The following is a 17,395-nucleotide window of genomic DNA, read 5'->3' as shown; positions in this document are numbered from 1 at the left end:
AGAGATGGAATGGGAAATGATACCGATTCAATTGCTCTTGATAAACGCCATAAGATCCGCCATCTCCTCCATCGAAACGGCGCTCTCCAGACCCCGGGGCATGGCGGAGGTTTCGATGGCTTCGAGTTTGGCGATGTCGTTGCGCGGAACGGTGGTCTCATGCCCGCTGGCAAACCGCACGGTGAGGGTGGCCGATGTCTCGGAAGATATAATTCCGGTCAGGCTCTCACCGTTTGTGCGCTCGATTTTCCAAAGTTCGTATCCGTCGGCGATGGACCGGTTGGGATCGAGAATGTCGGCCATGATAAATTGTTTGTCGCGGTTTCTGATCGTGGCCAGGTCCGGACCGAAGGCCCGGCCGTTTGCGCCGTTGATCTGGTGACATAGGGAACAAACATTTTTAAAGACGATAGCTCCTTTCACGGCGTCGCCTTTTAGTGAAAGCGCGGGCTCGTATTTTTTAAAAATTTCATTTCGGTCGGCTTGCTCATGGGCCAGCAATGCACGCGCGCGTTTTTTGATGTCTGCATCGTCGTTGTTCATCAACTCGACCATACGCGGCCAGCCGATGGTGGCCGGTTGAATTTGTTTGCTCTGAATAGCATCCAACAAAATGGCCGCACTTTGTGAAGAGGAAAGAAAAGCGTCCATGGCTACGTCGCGAATTCCCGGTGTCAACGTCTTCCAGTTGGCCACCAAATACTTTCCTGCGGCGGTGGCATTAAATTTTGCATAGACCCTGACGGCAATCGTCTGGAGATTTTCAGGAGAAGTGGGGGAGATGATGTTTTGATATAAAAGCGGGTCAGCGCTGGCATCGAGGATGAGCATGCTGAGCGCATCTTCACGAAGCGAAATGTCTTTTGTTTCGTCGGGCGCGATGTTGCGGGCCGCCTGGATGATCTTTGTTTCCAGGGTGTGATCATCAATTCCTTTTCTGCACAGCAGTGCAACCTCGGCCTTTCTGCGTTCGGAGGCTACGGGGTTTTTGAACGATGCCAGCAATGAAGTAGCCAACGCTGTCGTAGGAAAAGCAACTTCTTTCCCTACGTTGCCCAGCCCCTGGAGCATGGCGGCTTGCCACCACGGATCGGCAGCGCCTTGGTTTTTGGTGGCCAGCGAAATAATTTTTGTGATGTTGTCTTGATCGTTGGAAAGTGCCACCACCGACGCACACTGCTGGATGAAGGATCTCCTGCCCGGCGTTTCTTTGTCGCCGAGGTCTTTGATGGCATTCGCGAGCATTTCCCATTCATGTCCACGAGTCGCGCTGAGGGCCGCCACTTGCACCCATTCATCTTCGATGTCGCGACGCAAGATCTCTTGGCGTGCGCTGGCCGCTGGGTTGGTGGCCAGGTATCCGAGCGTGCAGAGGAGTTGGAATCTTACTTTGGCATCCGGATCGTCCTGAAGCGCGAGCAGATCATTTTCAAGCGTGGGAATTTCATTCAAATGCAGCTCTGCAATCCGGATAGCATTTTCACGAACACCGGCAACGGAATGCTTCAATGCTTTTTGCAAATAGCCCGCATCCGTCGCAGCAAGACCATCCAAGGTCCACAAGGCATGAACGACAGCCGGAGCAAACGTGGTGGTGTCTATGAGTTGTTTCAGAAAAGGAACAGCCGACGCGTCGTGCCGATCCATCAATAATCGCTGGGCCGTTCTTCGCCACCAGATGTTGTGATTCGCCAGTTGCTTGACCAGTTCCAGGGACGACGCATCTCCCAATTTAATTTGACCGCACCAATTGAGTGGCGACGTTCCGGTCGGCGTCACGCGATAGATCCTTCCTTTATCAGAACCCTCATATAATTTCCCGGACGCGGCCACTTCCTCGCTCATCCATTCGGGATGCTCGATGATCTGCCGGTAGTAGTCGATGATGTAGAGCGCGCCATCGGGCCCTGTATAAAAATTCACGGGCCGGCACCAGGCATCGGTGGAGGTAAGAAATTCTTTCCTTTCATAAACACGGCTTGCCGTGAAGGTGGCGCCTTTGTCGGCAAGCTTGTCGATGTGCACCAGGTTGTGAACCGGCTCAGCAATGAAGGTTATCTCGTCGAACGGTTTGGGAAATAATCCTCCTTCATACCAGGTTACGCCGCACGACGACGTGATCACACCCACATCGGTGAGCAACTGATGTTCAGGATTCAGCGTCGTGGGAAAAACTTCGCAGGCGTCGCCATGATCGGGAAGCATCTGAAGGGAAGTCGCCGGGCGTAAGTTGGGGTTGCGATTTAGATAACGGGCAGCGATCACCTCGTGAAACAAATGATTGGCATTGGCAGTGCCCAGCAGATGTCCCCAAGGATCAAATGCTTGTCCATATTGCGATTCGCCCGACAGCATTTCGATCTCCTTTGCATCGGGTTTGAACCGGATGCTTCTCCCATTGGCGTTCTGTGGCAGTGTGGGTGCGTCAGGAAATTGTGAGAAATGGATGGGCGTTCCCAGGTCGCCAAATTCTTTTATATACACTTTGGGTGTCACCTCCCCCTGGTGAGCGATGTAGATCCAATTGTCGAGACCAAACACCGGTGTGTTGGCGTTGTGTTGTGGGTTGGACAAGGCGAAGCCCGTGAGGAGAATTTGTTTGTGGTCGGCTTTGCCATCGCCGTCGGTATCTTCCAGGTAGATCACGTCGGGCGAATCCACCACGATGATGCCCTTCTTCCAGCACATCACGCCCATGGGCAGCACGAGGCTGTCGGCATACACGGTGCTTTTGTCGGGGAAGCCGTCGCCGTTGGTGTCGGTCAATAGTTTGATGACGCCCGAGCCGTGGGTGTCGAGCGGGTAGCCGTGCATCTCGGCGACATAGAGGTTGCCGTGTTCGTCAACGTCCATAGCCACGGGGTCCGCGACCATGGGTTCGGAGGCGACCAGTTCGATGGTGAAGCCATCGGCCAGGGTGAAGGTTTTGAGTGCGTCTTGGGGGGAGAGGCCTGAATTGGTTTTATCGTTCTGGCAACTGAAGAGGAGAAAAATGAGTGCAGGCAAAACAGGTTTCATAGGGGCGGTGGGTTGAAACTAAGATACCCATAAAGTTTTGCATTTTTAGCTGTCTCTGTTTTGCGACAAAATTCGGCGCACCATAGCGCCACGGAAAACTCCCCAAAAAGAAATCTTGTCATCCCCGAAATAAAACTACCACTACTTGTAAAAAAAACTCAAGCCGCATGCCAAGCCCGTAGGGCTTCCCTATCATAGCGCCCGGTGCAACCGGGCGAATGCGTGTTTATGCATTTCAACCCTGTAAGGGTTACCCTTTTTTGAGGGCTACCCCGAATCGAAACCACATTATATTTTATGATTGAGCCTCCCTTTTAACCCCCCATGGATGCTTTAAAATACTTCAACTCGAATAGGCCCTCAGTTGTAAAATTAAGCCACGACCTAAAGGGGTAACCTCTTCGAGGTTGAAATCATTTCCACTGCTTCCCCCAGCTTCGCTGGGGGCTATGATAGGGAAGCCCTTCGGGCTTGTGGGGGCGGAAAGGACTAGCTTTGCCAGATGAGCAGGTATTTGTAGACTTTCCAACCATCATCTTGCTTTTCGACAAACACAAAAACGCCTTCCGCAGAAGGGCTTTCATAATGATATTCACAATAAACCACCGCTCGGGTTTTGCTGGCATTGAAGAGAGGCTTGGAAAGACTGATCGAGCCCCACACTGGATTCCATTTTGGGGGCGGTGGATCGATTTGAAGAAAATCAATATGAAAGTCGGCGGCGTGAAGGCCGCAGGGAGTAAATAGGGGATCGAGTTTCCAGGTGGCCGGGAAGGTTTGCCGAAACACGGAGTCTGATAGTAGTGCCAGCAGCAGGTCTTTTTTTTCTTCGTCGGGTATGGCGTGTTCTTTATAATAGAGACCCAGGTCGGGATGGAACGTGATCGCATATTTTGGGGCCATGTTCATTCGCTTCTTTTTAACAGCATCCACCAGTCTGAAGAAAGTTGCTTCAGAAACGGCTCTATTCCGATAGGCGGAATCCATTTTCTTCAGGTTCTTGTCTTCATCGAATACGTAGAGACAGTGATAATGCCGGTCGTAAATGATCTGACCAAGGACGGCGTCGTAGAAGGTGGCGGGCTGTTTCTTTGGTTTTTCGGTCTGGCAAGCAGCGAGACATATTAATGCACAAAGACCGATCAAACAATGAGCGGTGATTAGGTTTGGTTTTATGGACATGCTGGGCAAAGGTGTTCCTTACTGTGGAATGCAACACGATGCCGAAAGTCACAGGAAGATCAGTTTAATGCCCCTCGACGCCAAAGCGCTTGGAGTCCGATGCAGACCCCACGTGCGAAGATGTTTCCCTTTTCGATTTGGCGACATTTGAACCTTTTCTTTTCGCAGCTCTTCGCTGAGTAACAGCCACCAGGATGGCCAAGTAGACACACATTGCCGCGTAGATGACGGGAAACAGGAGTAAATAATTAGCGTTCATTTTTTTCCTTCTTGAATTAATTGGCTTGCGATAGTAAAAAGATAACATGCCGTGCTCGCCGAGGCCGTCGTGACTGAAACCGCCCCCCAGAACGTCATGGGTTTTATCACGTGACCCAATTGCTGGTAGTCAAAGTAAGCTGAGGCCCCGACTGCCAAGGCAAAGGTGGTACAAATGTTACCAAGCGTTAGTAAATAGTCTATTTCTTTCTCTTCCATATAACGGGTATTTGTTAAGGTAATGGTGATCTGATATAACGGCAATGCCGTTGGTTAGCCCGACAACGGCGTGCCTGCATGTTTTCGATCAAAAACTAAAATCCAAAAAGCGAGGGAAACGTGTGCCTTTTGGTATTTAGGCGTGGAGATGAATAAATTTAGTAAATTTTCTATTCGTGCCAGTTTTTGAGGTCATTTTTTTAGCGATGTATGCATTGTGCGCGTGGCTTTGGAAAAATGCCGGGTTGTTTTTTTCTCATCGACGAAATTCGGTGAAATAGCTGTCTCCAGGCCGGCAGATATTTCGGATTCGAGCGAGATATTTTCAATATTTTGCGTAACGAAGTTTAAAATAATCATGTTTAGGATGCAAAATCGAGTGCCGCAATCCGTTTTTAAGAACGGACTTTGTATGTATATATTCATTTTAGTTGCGTCGTGCGCTACGGTGCAGAAACCCCAAGGAGTCGAAAGCGGATCAATTCAGATCCGGTCTGTTTTGGATGAAGAAGTCTGCAACCTCATCATAAATGACTCTGTATATTTTTTAAATCGAAAGATCGTTACCGATAGAAGTTTGGGGATTGACCCGAAAAATTGGATCAATCTTCGATCGGTCAAAAGCCAAATCCGAATAAAAGTAACTTTTGAAGGTGACATCATGCATGCAAATGACCGCGCTGAACCTGCCATAAGGAAGATCGAATTAGACACTCTTTTTGATTTAGCCCATGGGAGGTATTTGATTATCGAGGCCGAATTTGATAAAATAACGTTGGGCTACTCGAAAAAACCGATCCGCCTGAATTAAATTGCGCCATTGTATTTATGACACTAACAACCGAATATCTAACCTTCGCAACAAGGCTTCGAAAGATATTCCTCCCAGGCTTCTTGCTGTGGACGGCAATCATACTAGGTAATCATTTCTTAAGACCACAAGCCAACCTTGGAATGGCGGGCTTGGTCATTACCGGCATTGGTGTGCTGTATGGAATCTATGCGGTGGTGAAGGCACGGACGTTTGTTTATGGCGTGCGTTTTTCCGAGGGCACCTTGATGGTGCAGGGATGTCACTTCAATACCCGGTGGGAGAAGCAATTCGATATCAGCAGATCGACCATCCACATTAAAGCAAAAGGTAATCGATCGGGTAGGGAAGACTGCTTTTTTAGGATACTGTCCGATGGCCAAACGGTCGACATCAATTGCTCCTGGAACTGGGACGATGCGACCTTGCTGATCATCTTCAATGAATTCAAAAGGATCAAAGGGGAAAAGATAATCTACGATGAGAAATATTTTCTTGATGTTATGGCGAAATATCCAAAAATAAGGTCATGCATCAAATCATCCAACGCACAGGTGTGAGGCACGCTCCTACTGGGCGATAGCTTTTTTGTCGACTGGATTTCGAGACCATGTGGCGTTGTATTAAAGGTTAGAAACGAAAATCACTTCCTCTCAAACTGATGAAGCATCACCATCGTGCAATTCGACGTTGACTTAAACCTCAAATCAATAAACGCCTGGTACGCGGGGTCATTATAGAAATTATACACAGCATTCTCCGACGGAAATTCAACTATGGCGTTCATGGTTCTCGGCACTCCCTCTAATGCTTTTGGATTGGTCTCCATAGCCAACAGTTTTGCACCATGTTTTTCGAGCAATGGCCCGACTTGAGGTGGATATTTACTGAACATTTCGAAGTCGTTAATATCGTATGCGTTTACAATGTATACTGCCATTTTTTTTAAGTGTTGAAGTATGGTATTTATATGCTTTTTGATAAAGCCGGTATAAATTCAAAACGGCGGAAATGAATGTTTGTTCTTGGTCAACTTGCCTGTTTGAAGGGCGTGACTCGTTTTACCACGCTTTGCGTTAGGTCAGGATCGAGCACGCAGAGCGCCAGGCCAAGTCTCTACTTACGGGTTGACCGGATCAGGTCTCTTCAATTTGCGCTCCAGGTAGCGGTATCCATAAGCCACGGCGCAAAAAATCATTCCCTTAAGGGTCAGCCCCAGCACAATTGCCGGTATCATATCCGAACCCGCAGAGCTTGCCCACCCGCTAGGCACATAGTCCCTGTGGAAGGACGTCACAATAATCACAAATCGCTCGAACGAAAAGATCAACACGAGCGATATAGCGATCCGCGCGAGGATAGAACGTTTTACGCTGTCGATCCGAACGAGTTGTGTGGCGAATAGCCAGAGGATCGGCTGGATCCACAAGGCCCACCAGTAGCGTGCGTCAGACACTTGTGGCGGCGGTGTGAGATTGACCATGATGAAGAAACTGGCCAGATAGATCAGCCCGCATCCGGCGATGACTTTGTTTGCGGCATCGTCTAATTTGCCGATCCATTGGCTTCGTTTGAAAAAGGGAAACACCAGGAGAGAGTACACCCCATATCCTATGAAAAGGTCCAGAACGATGAACTGGTTTACCAGGCAGATAGCGTCTTCCATTCCCGTAAGTTTAGAATAATAATGGGATGTTAAGCTTTCCTTGAAGGGAAATTATCACGCTATTTAGAAATCCTCCCCGGCCTGTAGCCGCGCCTGATCCTTCCGTCTGATCACCACCGTTCCGGCCATAAAATCATGTATCGCCTTTCTTTTCTTGTTGAGCAGTAAGAAGAGGGATTCAAGAAGCCAGATATTTCCCAAGATCAAAAGTTGAAGAGACAGTTTTGGATAGACTGCGGAAAGTGCCTGGGTTCGTTCGAGGTGAGTGAGGGACACAAAAACATCGTCTGGAATTTGTTGCATGGAGAGCAACTTTACAGTCTCGGACACGAAATAGTGGAAGTATATGACGGACGGCCTCCAGAAGACCGCCGGCCAATCCACATCCTCGCCGTTCTCCATCACGATCTTCAGACCTAGCGCCAGCTTTCCCGGCGTTCCTCCCCATTTCTTCACGCAGTAGATGCTCAAAAAGAGGCCACAGATGATGTTCGGTACAAGCAGTGTGTAGTACATCGTTTTGCTCATGCCGTCCATAAATATCAGGGGAGCGAACAGAGGGGTAACGATCAGGGTATCGATGCAGAAGGCACCGAACCTGATCCAGAAACCGGCATAAATTTCTTTGGACAACAAAGAAGCTTGTTCAGTGGCCATGTGTGCTGAATGGTTTTAACGGTTAAATTTTTGGGGAATATTTTAGCCGTCAACTTACGGCAGAATATTGATGACATCTAAAATCTCGAGCGTAACGAACACCGCACCCATCACCCCAAGGGCAGTGAAAATTCGGGGGAGTATTTCGAGTACAAAAGTAGAGTTGATTTGGACATCGGTTGGATTTTCGGGGTCATAGATCACCTGGAGCTTTGTCCCTTCACGTTTTTTGGGGCTAGTCCCTACGCTAAGCTCTTGCGTGATCCATTCTTGTTTGTCGGTGAGGAAACGGACCACGGGATAGTAGACACCGCCACCATTGTGACTGGCCTCGAAATTATTTGAAAAAACGATGGCCTCGGCCTTCTTTCCATTTTTCAGTAAATGATTTCCCTTTTGCCAGAAGTAGACCCCCAGAATAAGAAAACCGGCCGAGATGAAAAGGATTGTCAGTTCAGGTGGCATAACAAAAATCTTTGCTAATCATAGGGAGATTAAACGATCCACGCAAGGTCCATCGTAAAAATATTGACCCGACGCTGCTCAGACACGAGTAAAACTCGTCAGGCTTCTTTAAAACTAAAATCCGTTCGGCTATTAAATTCTTCTCCGGGACTTAAAGTAATGCTCGGAAAATGCGCATGATTCGGTGTATCCGGAAAATGATGCGTCTCCAGGCACACCCCACCACGATGATGGTATCGCTTCTTATTCTTCCCTTCAAACGTCTCTGCCAAAAAATTCCCCGCATAAAAATGAAATCCCGGCTCCGTTGTGTCAACATCCATGCGCATCCGCGAGCGGGGCTCGATGAGGGTCGCGGCGGGTTTCAATGCTTTGGTGTGTTTCTGTTCCAGCACCAGGAAATGATCGTAGCCGCCGGAAGCCCGAAGCTGACTATGGTCGGCGTCAATTTGCTCATCGATAAACCGGGCCTCTCTAAAGTCGAATGGCGTGCCGCGCACGGGCGCGATCTCGCCAGTTGGAACGAGCTTATTCGTTTCGGGCAGATACCAGTCGGCGTGTGTTTGCAATAAATGGCCGCCGATGTTTCCATGATCGTGGCCGCCGAGGTTAAAGTAGCTGTGTTGTGTCAGGTTCACTAAGGTGGCGCGATCCGTCGTGGCGAAGTACTCAACGCTAAGGCGGTTGCCGGGATGTAGCGTGTATTTCACGCGCGTGGTCAGGTTGCCAGGGAAGCCTTCCTCCAAATGGGCGCTGGTGTACAGCAGGCTTATTCCCACAGTCGTGGTCGTTCCAAACGTTTCGGCATCCCACACTTTCTTGCCAAACCCGATGTGGCCCCCATGGATGTGAAACCCTTCCGCTGTCTCGGCCAGTTGACACGTCCTTCCTTCAATAGAAACTTTCCCTGTCTCGATGCGATTGGCCACGCGGCCCACCACGCAACCTATGTAGGATATGTCGTCGATATATTCTTGCAGTGTGTCGTAGCCCAGCACAACGTCCACGGTGGTGCCGTTGGGTCGGGGCACGAGCAGGGATTGGATGATGGCGCCATAGTTTGTCACCCACACCTGGAAGCCGCCGGCGAGCGAAAGTTTGTAGAGCCAGATGGCTTTGCCGCCTACGTCGCCCCAATAACTTTTTTCGATCGTGTGTCGTTGCGTGGGAATGGCTGCGGTGGCGCTCATGAAAGGGTGAAGAGGTTGTTGCGTTTCAGTTCGTCGGCGATGATCTTTTCGAACACGTCGGTTTTTTCTTCGAGGCGTTTCAACAGGATCAGTTGGTTGCTGGCGCGCACAAAGTTGTGGTCTTCATATTTGGCGCCGTAGTAGGCGTCGTTGTTGCAATAGTCGGCCAGGAAACGGATGGCCTGCATGTAGATGAGGAACCAGCCGCTGTAGAGAATGAGGTCGCGTTCTTCGGGCATCAGTTCGTTGCCCATGCTGCTCACATAGCCGTGCACAATGGCGCGGAAGAAGTCGTCGCGCACTTCAATTTTGCTGAAGTCGGTTTCCTCTTCGTTGGCGGGCGAGAGGTAAGTGCGCATCATGTCGCCCACGTCGCTGATGAAATAGCCGGGCATCACCGTGTCGAGGTCGATGATGCAGAGGCCTTTCCCTTTTTCGTCGAACAACACGTTGCTGATCTTGGTGTCGTGGTGCATCACGCGGCGTTTGATGCGCTTGTTCAGGCGCACGGTCTCGAACTGTTCCACGATGTGCAGGTGTTTACGGGCATCTTCGATGATGGCCTTGGCGCGTTTGATGCGTTTGGCGTTGCCATATTTTGACGAGTCGTCAAATTGGTAGTAGCGCAGCGTCAGGTTGTGGAAGTCGGGGATGGTGTCGTGCAGCTTTTCGGCGTCGAAGTTCGACAGCAGGCGCGCAAACGTTCCGAATTGCAACGCGGCCTCATAGGCTTGGTCTGGGCTGGACACCACGTTGATGGTATGCGACCCTTTGATGTAGGGGAACATGCGGAAGTAGCCGTCGTCTTTGTTGTAGACCATGTCCTCGTTGCTGAGCGTCTTCACGGGCGCCACAAACAAATAGTCGGGATGGTGCTGGGCCAGGTATTCGTCTACGAGGCGAATGTTGGTGGCCACTTCATAGGGCTTCTTGAAAACAAAATGATTGATGCGCTGCAGGATATAATCCTGCCCCGCGCTGGTCACCTTCCAGGTCTTGTTGATGAGTCCGCTCACGAGAGGTTCCACCACACTTTGCTCATCGGCAATGCCATAGGCTTTCAGGATGGAATGGATCATGTTGTTTGCTGCCGAAACTTTAACGTGTTCATGTATGTATAAAAAGCCGGGGTTCTAAAATTATCTTGTTGAACTTCTCATGCTGTTTTGCTGTGCGGGGCGCGTTCAGGATGTCGAGGATCATCTCTGTGGCGCGCTGCCCCTGCCGGTAGGGAAACTGTTCCACCGATGCCAGCGGCGGGTTTTCCATATAGCTCCACACGGGCAGGTTGGCAAAGCTCACAAAGCTAATGTCTTTGTTTATTTTAATATTCATTTTTCTTGCATACTGCATCGCGTCGAGTGCCACATAGTCGTTGAAGGCGATCACGGCGCTGGGGCCGGGCTTGAGTGTGAGCAGGTGTTGCATGGCGCGGTAGGTGGCGTCGGGCGACAGGTCGCTGTGCACCACAAACTGGTTGTTCATGGCCACGTGCAAACTCTTGAGTGCGTTTTCATAGCCGCGCAATCGTTCGCGGGTAGCCAGCAGATCTTTGGGACCGTTGATGAAGGCGATGCGGGTGTGGCCGTTCTTGACCAGGAACTCTACAGCTTCCTGCATGGCCGCTTCCATTTTACAGGTCACCGTGTTGGCTTCCTTGCGGTCGGGCACGCGGTCGAAGAACACGACGGGGATGTCGTATTTTTTCAGGTTATCGAAATGCGTAAAGTCTTTTGTGTTCTTGGCGATGGAGACCAGGATGCCGTCTACGCGGTGGTTCTTCATGGCTTCCACGATCTTTTTTTCGCGTTCGGTGTCGTCGTGGCTCTGGCCCATGAGCACGTTGTAGTTGTGCTCGCTGGCAAAGTCTTCGATGCCGCTGATGGCTTCCGAGAAAAAGGCTTCCGACAAGTGGGGGAGGATCACGCCCAGCGTCAGGGTTTTTCCCGATTTCAGGAAGAGGGCTGTTTGGTTGGGCTCATAGCCGAGCTCGTCGGCTACCTCCTTCACGCGTTTGGTGGTGGCCGGACTAATGTCTTCGCTGTTGTGTAAAGCTCGCGACACCGTCGAGATGGATAAGTTTAACATCCGGGCAATTTCCTTGATGGTGGGGGCCTTCTTCATGGACGCGGTTGAATTACGTTGGGGAGTAAGGAAAGGTGTGTGTCGTGTGTGTTTGGCGGTTCCCCTCGTTCCTCGGTCCGCCAACTGGCGGATATCCCTAACCGAATAGAGACACACAAACACGCGTTCTCATCACCTTCGAAACACGCAATAACTTAAAGTTAATAAATCCCCCGCATGGTCAACGCTGCAAATCCCTAATTGAAGAAAAACTGTGGCCCTGTTAGATCACCAAAATCGACTGCCATTTATGGGACAATGTTACGGCAATGCCGAATTATTTTATCAACAAAAATCTGGCGAAACGTTTGCACGATTTTGATTCACAGGCAAAATGCCAGAAATCGAAACGAAATTGAATCGAAATACACCTATCTTACTCCTATGATGACAGTAGACCGCCGAAGATTTATCAAGCAAACGCTCATGGCCGGCGCCGCCCTCACCCTTAGCGCTGCCGACCTCAAAGCCTACGCCGAAGAGAAGAGAACAAAGGTACGCCTCGGCTTCATCGCCGTGGGCCTCCGCGGCCAAACCCACCTCAGCGAAATGCTCAAACGCAACGACGTAGAGATCATCGCCATGGCCGACCCCGACAAACAAATGATGGCCATGGCCCAAGCCCTGGTCGCCAAATACAACAAGAAAGCGCCGGTGGAATACACCAACGGCCCCAACGACTACAAAAATCTCCTCAAACGCGACGACATCGACGCCGTCTTCGTGGCCTCGCCCTGGGACTGGCACTTGCCCCACGGCGTAGATGCCATGAACGCCGGTAAGATCGTGGCCATGGAAGTGTGCGGCGGCATGAAGCTCCAGGACAGCTGGGACTTTGTGAACGCCTATGAAAAAACCAAGGTGCCCCTCATGGCCCTCGAAAATGTTTGCTACCGCCGCGACATCATGGCGGTGTTCAACATGGTGAAGAAGGGCCTCTTTGGCGAAATGCTCCACGTGCAGGGCGGCTATGAACACGACCTGCGCGAGGTGCTCTTCAACGGCGGCGCACCTCACACAGAAGGCGTTGAGTTTGGCGCGAAAGGATTTAGCGAAGCCAAGTGGCGCACACTGCAACATCAGGCCCGCAACGGCGAATTGTATCCCACTCACGGCCTGGGACCTGTGGCGAACATGATCGACATCAACCGCGGCAACCGGCTCACGCGTTTGTCGTCCATTGCCACCAAGTCGCGGGGGCTGCACCGCTTCATCGTCAACAATCCCAAGGGCGGCCCCAACCATCCCAATGCCAAGGCCACCTTCAAGTTGGGCGACATCGTGACCACCCAAATCCAGACCGCCAACGAAGAAACCATCCTGCTCACCCACGACACCTCGAGCCCGCGTCCCTACAACCTCGGCTTCCGCGTGCAGGGCACCAACGGCATCTGGCAAGACTATAGCTCGGGCGAACCCGAATCAGGCTTCATCCACTTCGAAGACAAGAGTCCCCACCACGAATGGGAGAACCCCAAGAAGTACATGGAAGAATACGACCATCCCCTCTGGAAAAAATACGAAACCAACGCCGCCGACAGCGGCCACGGCGGCATGGACTTCTTTGTCGACAACGCCTTCATCGAATGCATCAAACGCGACATTCCTTTTCCTTTAGACGTGTATGATTTGGCGACGTGGTATGCGATCACGCCGTTGAGTGAGAAGTCCATTGCAGAGAAAGGACAGGTGCAGGACATCCCTGACTTTACGAAGGGTGCCTGGAAGACGCGGAAGCCTGTGTTTGGGTTGGAGAGCGAGTATTGACAAATACATTTCACGCCAGGGAGACGCAGAGGAGATTCAACTTCTTTGCGTTTTTTTTTTGCCTGCCCGCCGAAGCTTTAGCGTAGGCGAAGCGGTTTAGCCTTGAAGTATTCCGATCCTTGCAACGTTTAAACTTCCAATTTTTTACAGCCGCGGATTCATGCGCTAGCATCCCTTTTTTTAGTGATGACCACTTAGGCTATTGATGCTTCGCATACAATTTGGTATTTTAGGATTAATTCCCTCTCGCTTACCTGTTCGGTCATTTGTAGTCTGTCATTTTTTTATTTGCCTTCTTCATAGTGGTAAGTGCGCCGGAGTATTCCTCAAAGCGAAGTTTCAAATTTTCTTTTATCACACTATGAGCGAAGATATAAACCTCAAGCACAATCTTTTTGGATACAATAGGATTGAACAGGAATACGACGAAATCGTCGCCCTCAAAGGAGACCTGGTCATGGAGCTTCACAAAGGCATGACGGTTAAACTTGTCGGCGATTCGAGGGGATATGTTCCCGGAAATTTCAAACCCGGCGAAGAGGTGACCATCGTCGGTTTTACCTTGCCGTATTCGAATGGAGAAACCGATCATATTATAGAGGTAAGTAATGGGTCTCACAAGGGTTGGGTCAAACCTTCGAATATCCAGCGACGAGAGTATAGTTCGGAAATCCGGGTGAAGATGGATGCCGTTCTTTGGAAGATGCAGCAACGGGCCAGTGCAGCGTCTGGCGAGTTGTTTGAAGTTGTCTACAAGAGCTTGTCAGATGACGATCGGTGGAATATTCCTACTCAAGGCCTCCTGGAATATTCAAATTTTATGGTAACGCGCGCATTGAGCAACCTCGATGAATTCGGTTATATTTTAATGCAAACAATTGCAAAGCAATACGAAAGAAGTCCAACCGGAGAACGATTTATATTGGATCCTGTTCGCTTCGATAAAGGGACCACGGCCATACTATACTTAGACAAGGAAGGCGAACTGGTTTCCGTGAGCAATCCCATCACCATTAGAACGACGACAGAGCCGAGCGAGATCGAGCTTGATGGGTATGACTATTACATTGTGCTCACAGGCCCATCGGCGGGTAAGAAGCTATATTCTCACACCGGCGGTTTGACAACTCCAGTGTATAAACCGAAACCAGTGGCCCCCGCTCCCAAACCAAAGAGTTCAGCCGGCATAAAGATATTTATTTCATATGCCCGCAAGGACGAAAAGTTCAAGGACGCGCTCGCGGAGCATTTGAGTGGTTTGCGAAACAATAAGATCATTGAAGACTGGACGGACAAGGAATTGTTGGCCGGCGATGTTTGGAATGACGCCATCTGCCAGGTACTGGAGGAATCCAAAATTATTCTTTTCCTGGTGAGCTCTACGTTCATGAATTCCAACTATATAAATGAAGTGGAGATCAAGCGCGCACTGGAGAGGAACAAAGAAGGCGATGCGATCATCATCCCCATTATTATCCGTCCCTGCGATTTCAAAAGCCTGCCCTTGCAGAAATTTGCAGCGCTTCCAAAAAACTTAAAACCCATATCCGATTGGACATCGCGCGACAAGGCCTGGCTCGACGTAGTTGATGGTTTGAAAAAGGTCATTGCTACGCTTTAGCGAAGGATGGCGACTTTTCGGTTTAACATGATTTCGAGCGACAACAAAGACGCTAGAACCCAGCCCTACCTTTCTTACTTTTTTGACGCACCATACCTTTTTTTCATAATTGTTTATATTTTGCGGGCGAGCCCTAACAGCGTTGTGCGGCATTCCATCAATCTCAACATGAACGAATTTCTTAGAAAAATCGGCCTGCTCGATAGTTTTCAAATCGAGCTGTCCATGAATAAATCCGATTTTGCAAAAATCCTGATCGCCAACCTGGACGACCCAGGCCCCGACTTTTTTGAAGAGTTCTCCGCGAACAACAGGGTCTACAAGGGCACGATGAAAAACGATGAATTCAAAATAAGACGGAAACGAAAATACGACCATAAAACAACGTCGCCATCGATCAGCGGAACACTCCAACAGGCCGGGAACAAACTGATCATTGATGTTGAGTTGAATGGCTTTAGCGGATGGATGATCCCGCCCTACATTATTATGACCGTCGTTTATCTTTCTGCTCTGAGCTTCTTTTTGTTCGGAGACATTGCCGAAGACGCGCGTGGTATTGCATTGCTCGTTATATCGATTCATGCCGTCTTCATGTTCGGAGGCTCCTATCGCCGTATGAAGCGGAGCATGCGCGCAACAAAATATGACCTTGAACGCGATCTGCATTTCATGATGAAAGACCATGTAACCCATGAAGAGAAAGTGTGATCTATGGACATGGATTTAGTAGCGTTTTGGGGAATCATTGCCTTCGTGTTCATCCTGGCCGTGGCCGGTCTAATTTTTTTGTGTTATTGGATCCCGAAAAGAAGGGGTAACAAAAAAGCCGCGATCATCCTTTCCTCAACCCTGTTCGGAGGTCTGATCTTGCTGATCGCGTATGGTTTTTTCCATGACCAATTCTACACCAAATCCGATGTCGAAAAGTTCCTCGCCAACCAAAACATCATGCTGTACGACGATTTCCAAATCGTGAAAACCGATGATGATGGTTTTTGGGGAGCCTATCAAATGTTTGAAATAGAAATATCCCAGGCCGACAAAGCGCGCATCATTGAGTCCATAAAAAATTACTACGACTTCGGCGCGAGAATTCCCGCTCGCCGCGAACCCAACACGATCTCAAAAGCAAACTACGAAGACGCCGGGGCCTACATACGGGAACGTGTTCAAAACTTCGCGCCAGGCCAGAGCCCTGTCATTGAAAGGGTCGTCGTTCACGAAGATTCAAATGAAGTCATTTGCTATAAATATTTACCTTGAGAGATGCCCGTCGCGCGATATGACCTTTTTAGGCCTTCACCAGCTTGAACGCATGCGACCACTCATTCCGCAAGAACCCGGGAATGCACCACAGCACACACAACGGTTCAATTGCCCGCGAGCCTTCAATGGCACCCATGTCCACCGTCTCCCAACCAAACAAGTCCAGGATTTCTTTGGCCTCCTTTTTTGCTTTCTCACTATTCCCCGCAATGAACATGGAAGGCTTGCCACCCGGCAACACAGGATTCACCATCAACGTATTGCCCACGGTGTTGAATGCCTTCACGAAATTTGCTGCAGGGGCAAGTCTTTGCAACCGCTCCATCAGGGACTCATCCAACGTAGTGAAGCACTTCAACACGCCATTCACAGGCGGAGCGTCGGCAATGGGATTGGTAGTATCCAACACAGTTTTGCCGCTCAGCGCCTGCGCCACAGATTTCACCAACGCTTCGGCGGCGGTGCCCTTCACGGCCAGCACGATCAACTCGCCAAACTTGGCAGCGTCTTCAAAACTTCCCACGTGAACAGCGGCATGCTCACGCTTAAAATCCGCCAATTTTTTCGCGTCGCGCGTTCCCAGCGTAACCTGAAAGCCGTGTTTTAAAAATCCCTCGCCAAGAGACTGCGCCACTTCGCCAGAGCCAAGGATGCCGATTTTTTTTAGGGTCATGGAGGTAGTGTTTTGTTAAAAAATGAAACATTAAGGTATGAGAACAAACCGTAAACAGAGCGGATAAGTTTTTAAGAAAAGGTTAAAATTAAACTGAAGCCTTAGATTGCGAAAAGTTCAACAAGCCCGTAGGGCTTCCCCATCATAACCCCCAGCGAAGCTGGGGGCAGGACCAGAAATCAATTCAACCCCAGCGGGGTTACCCTTTAGGGGGGAATCTTATACGCAAGCTTAGTCTCTATTTTAGTGAGAGATGCTCAAAAGATATCTGGGTAAGAGAGTTAATTTTTGGAGATTCGGCATGATGGATAGTGACGGCAATTTCACTCCGAATGGTTGCGCGCAACATAATGCGAGTCGATCGATGGGAGAGGATTCCAAATGGGGTAACCCTTACAGGGTTGTACTCCGGAGGGTTCCGCTCGCCCGGTTGCACCGGGCGTTATGATGGGGAAGCCCTACGGGCTTAGGTGCA

The 17,395-nt window shown here is 49.9% G+C and carries 17 protein-coding genes; 6 read left to right on the top strand and 11 right to left on the bottom strand.

Going from position 1 to position 17,395, the window contains the following annotated elements; translation table 11 throughout:
- Positions 1-27: 27 nt before the first annotated feature.
- The 3 genes from BUB30_RS17730 to BUB30_RS17720 all read right to left on the bottom strand — a co-directional run bounded on the left by BUB30_RS17730 (position 28) and on the right by BUB30_RS17720 (position 4,677).
- Positions 28-3,018 (bottom strand): PVC-type heme-binding CxxCH protein, encoded by a 2,991-nt coding sequence (locus BUB30_RS17730; protein WP_084138207.1) that lies wholly within the window; start codon positions 3,016-3,018, stop codon positions 28-30.
- A gap of 489 nt (positions 3,019-3,507) precedes the next feature.
- Positions 3,508-4,200: a hypothetical protein gene (locus BUB30_RS17725; protein WP_073136495.1), complete on the bottom strand. Its 693-nt coding sequence runs from the start codon at positions 4,198-4,200 to the stop codon at positions 3,508-3,510.
- A 255-nt stretch (positions 4,201-4,455) separates the two neighbouring features.
- The gene (locus BUB30_RS17720; RefSeq protein ID WP_073136493.1) at positions 4,456-4,677 is read right to left on the bottom strand and encodes a hypothetical protein; all 222 of its coding nucleotides are present in this window, start codon (positions 4,675-4,677) and stop codon (positions 4,456-4,458) included.
- Positions 4,678-5,089: 412 nt separating this feature from the next.
- On the opposite strand from BUB30_RS17720, the gene BUB30_RS17715 reads away from it, so the two are divergent.
- Positions 5,090-5,488, top strand: a complete 399-nt coding sequence (locus BUB30_RS17715; RefSeq protein WP_143164971.1) for a hypothetical protein — start codon at positions 5,090-5,092, stop codon at positions 5,486-5,488.
- A gap of 143 nt (positions 5,489-5,631) precedes the next feature.
- The gene (locus tag BUB30_RS17710; protein ID WP_073136490.1) at positions 5,632-6,048 is read left to right on the top strand and encodes a hypothetical protein; all 417 of its coding nucleotides are present in this window, start codon (positions 5,632-5,634) and stop codon (positions 6,046-6,048) included.
- 83 nt (positions 6,049-6,131) lie between these two features.
- Here BUB30_RS17710 and BUB30_RS17705 read toward each other — a convergent pair whose 3' ends face one another.
- The 7 genes from BUB30_RS17705 to BUB30_RS17675 form a co-directional block, all read right to left on the bottom strand.
- Entirely contained in the window at positions 6,132-6,428 is a 297-nt protein-coding gene (locus BUB30_RS17705; RefSeq protein WP_073136488.1) for a DUF1330 domain-containing protein, read from the bottom strand.
- Between the two features lie 180 nt (positions 6,429-6,608).
- Positions 6,609-7,154, bottom strand: a complete 546-nt coding sequence (locus tag BUB30_RS17700; protein ID WP_073136486.1) for a hypothetical protein — start codon at positions 7,152-7,154, stop codon at positions 6,609-6,611.
- A 63-nt stretch (positions 7,155-7,217) separates the two neighbouring features.
- Positions 7,218-7,811, bottom strand: a complete 594-nt coding sequence (locus tag BUB30_RS17695; RefSeq protein WP_073136484.1) for an RDD family protein — start codon at positions 7,809-7,811, stop codon at positions 7,218-7,220.
- A gap of 54 nt (positions 7,812-7,865) precedes the next feature.
- Positions 7,866-8,276 carry a DUF3592 domain-containing protein gene (locus BUB30_RS17690; RefSeq protein ID WP_073136482.1) on the bottom strand — a complete coding sequence of 137 codons (411 nt, stop codon included), beginning with the start codon at positions 8,274-8,276 and terminating at the stop codon, positions 7,866-7,868.
- A 98-nt stretch (positions 8,277-8,374) separates the two neighbouring features.
- Positions 8,375-9,466 (bottom strand): aldose epimerase family protein, encoded by a 1,092-nt coding sequence (locus BUB30_RS17685; protein ID WP_084138206.1) that lies wholly within the window; start codon positions 9,464-9,466, stop codon positions 8,375-8,377.
- A complete protein-coding gene (locus tag BUB30_RS17680; RefSeq protein WP_073136480.1) occupies positions 9,463-10,545 on the bottom strand; it encodes a phosphotransferase enzyme family protein in 1,083 nt (360 codons plus the stop codon). Before BUB30_RS17680 ends, BUB30_RS17685 begins: the two co-directional genes overlap by 4 nt.
- Before the next feature lie 28 nt (positions 10,546-10,573).
- Complete coding sequence (locus BUB30_RS17675; protein ID WP_073136478.1) at positions 10,574-11,590, bottom strand: LacI family DNA-binding transcriptional regulator; 1,017 nt, start codon at positions 11,588-11,590, stop codon at positions 10,574-10,576.
- Positions 11,591-11,974: 384 nt separating this feature from the next.
- Between BUB30_RS17675 and BUB30_RS17670 the strand changes: the two genes are divergently transcribed.
- The 4 genes from BUB30_RS17670 (at position 11,975) to BUB30_RS17655 (ending at position 16,244) form a co-directional block, all read left to right on the top strand.
- Positions 11,975-13,357 (top strand): Gfo/Idh/MocA family protein, encoded by a 1,383-nt coding sequence (locus BUB30_RS17670; protein WP_221408736.1) that lies wholly within the window; start codon positions 11,975-11,977, stop codon positions 13,355-13,357.
- A 361-nt stretch (positions 13,358-13,718) separates the two neighbouring features.
- Positions 13,719-14,978, top strand: a complete 1,260-nt coding sequence (locus tag BUB30_RS34665; RefSeq protein WP_178377141.1) for a toll/interleukin-1 receptor domain-containing protein — start codon at positions 13,719-13,721, stop codon at positions 14,976-14,978.
- 168 nt (positions 14,979-15,146) lie between these two features.
- Positions 15,147-15,689 carry a hypothetical protein gene (locus BUB30_RS17660; RefSeq protein ID WP_178377140.1) on the top strand — a complete coding sequence of 181 codons (543 nt, stop codon included), beginning with the start codon at positions 15,147-15,149 and terminating at the stop codon, positions 15,687-15,689.
- 3 nt (positions 15,690-15,692) lie between these two features.
- On the top strand, positions 15,693-16,244 hold the full coding sequence (locus tag BUB30_RS17655; protein WP_073136474.1) for a hypothetical protein: 552 nt from the start codon (positions 15,693-15,695) through the stop codon (positions 16,242-16,244).
- Positions 16,245-16,272: 28 nt separating this feature from the next.
- On the opposite strand, the gene BUB30_RS17650 is transcribed toward BUB30_RS17655, so the two are convergent.
- Positions 16,273-16,920, bottom strand: coding sequence for an NADPH-dependent F420 reductase (locus BUB30_RS17650; RefSeq protein ID WP_073136472.1), 648 nt, complete (start codon positions 16,918-16,920; stop codon positions 16,273-16,275).
- Positions 16,921-17,395 lie beyond the last annotated feature (475 nt).

The organism is Chryseolinea serpens, assembly GCF_900129725.1.
Classification (GTDB): domain Bacteria; phylum Bacteroidota; class Bacteroidia; order Cytophagales; family Cyclobacteriaceae; genus Chryseolinea; species Chryseolinea serpens.
This window is presented reverse-complemented; position numbering and strand designations above follow the sequence as displayed.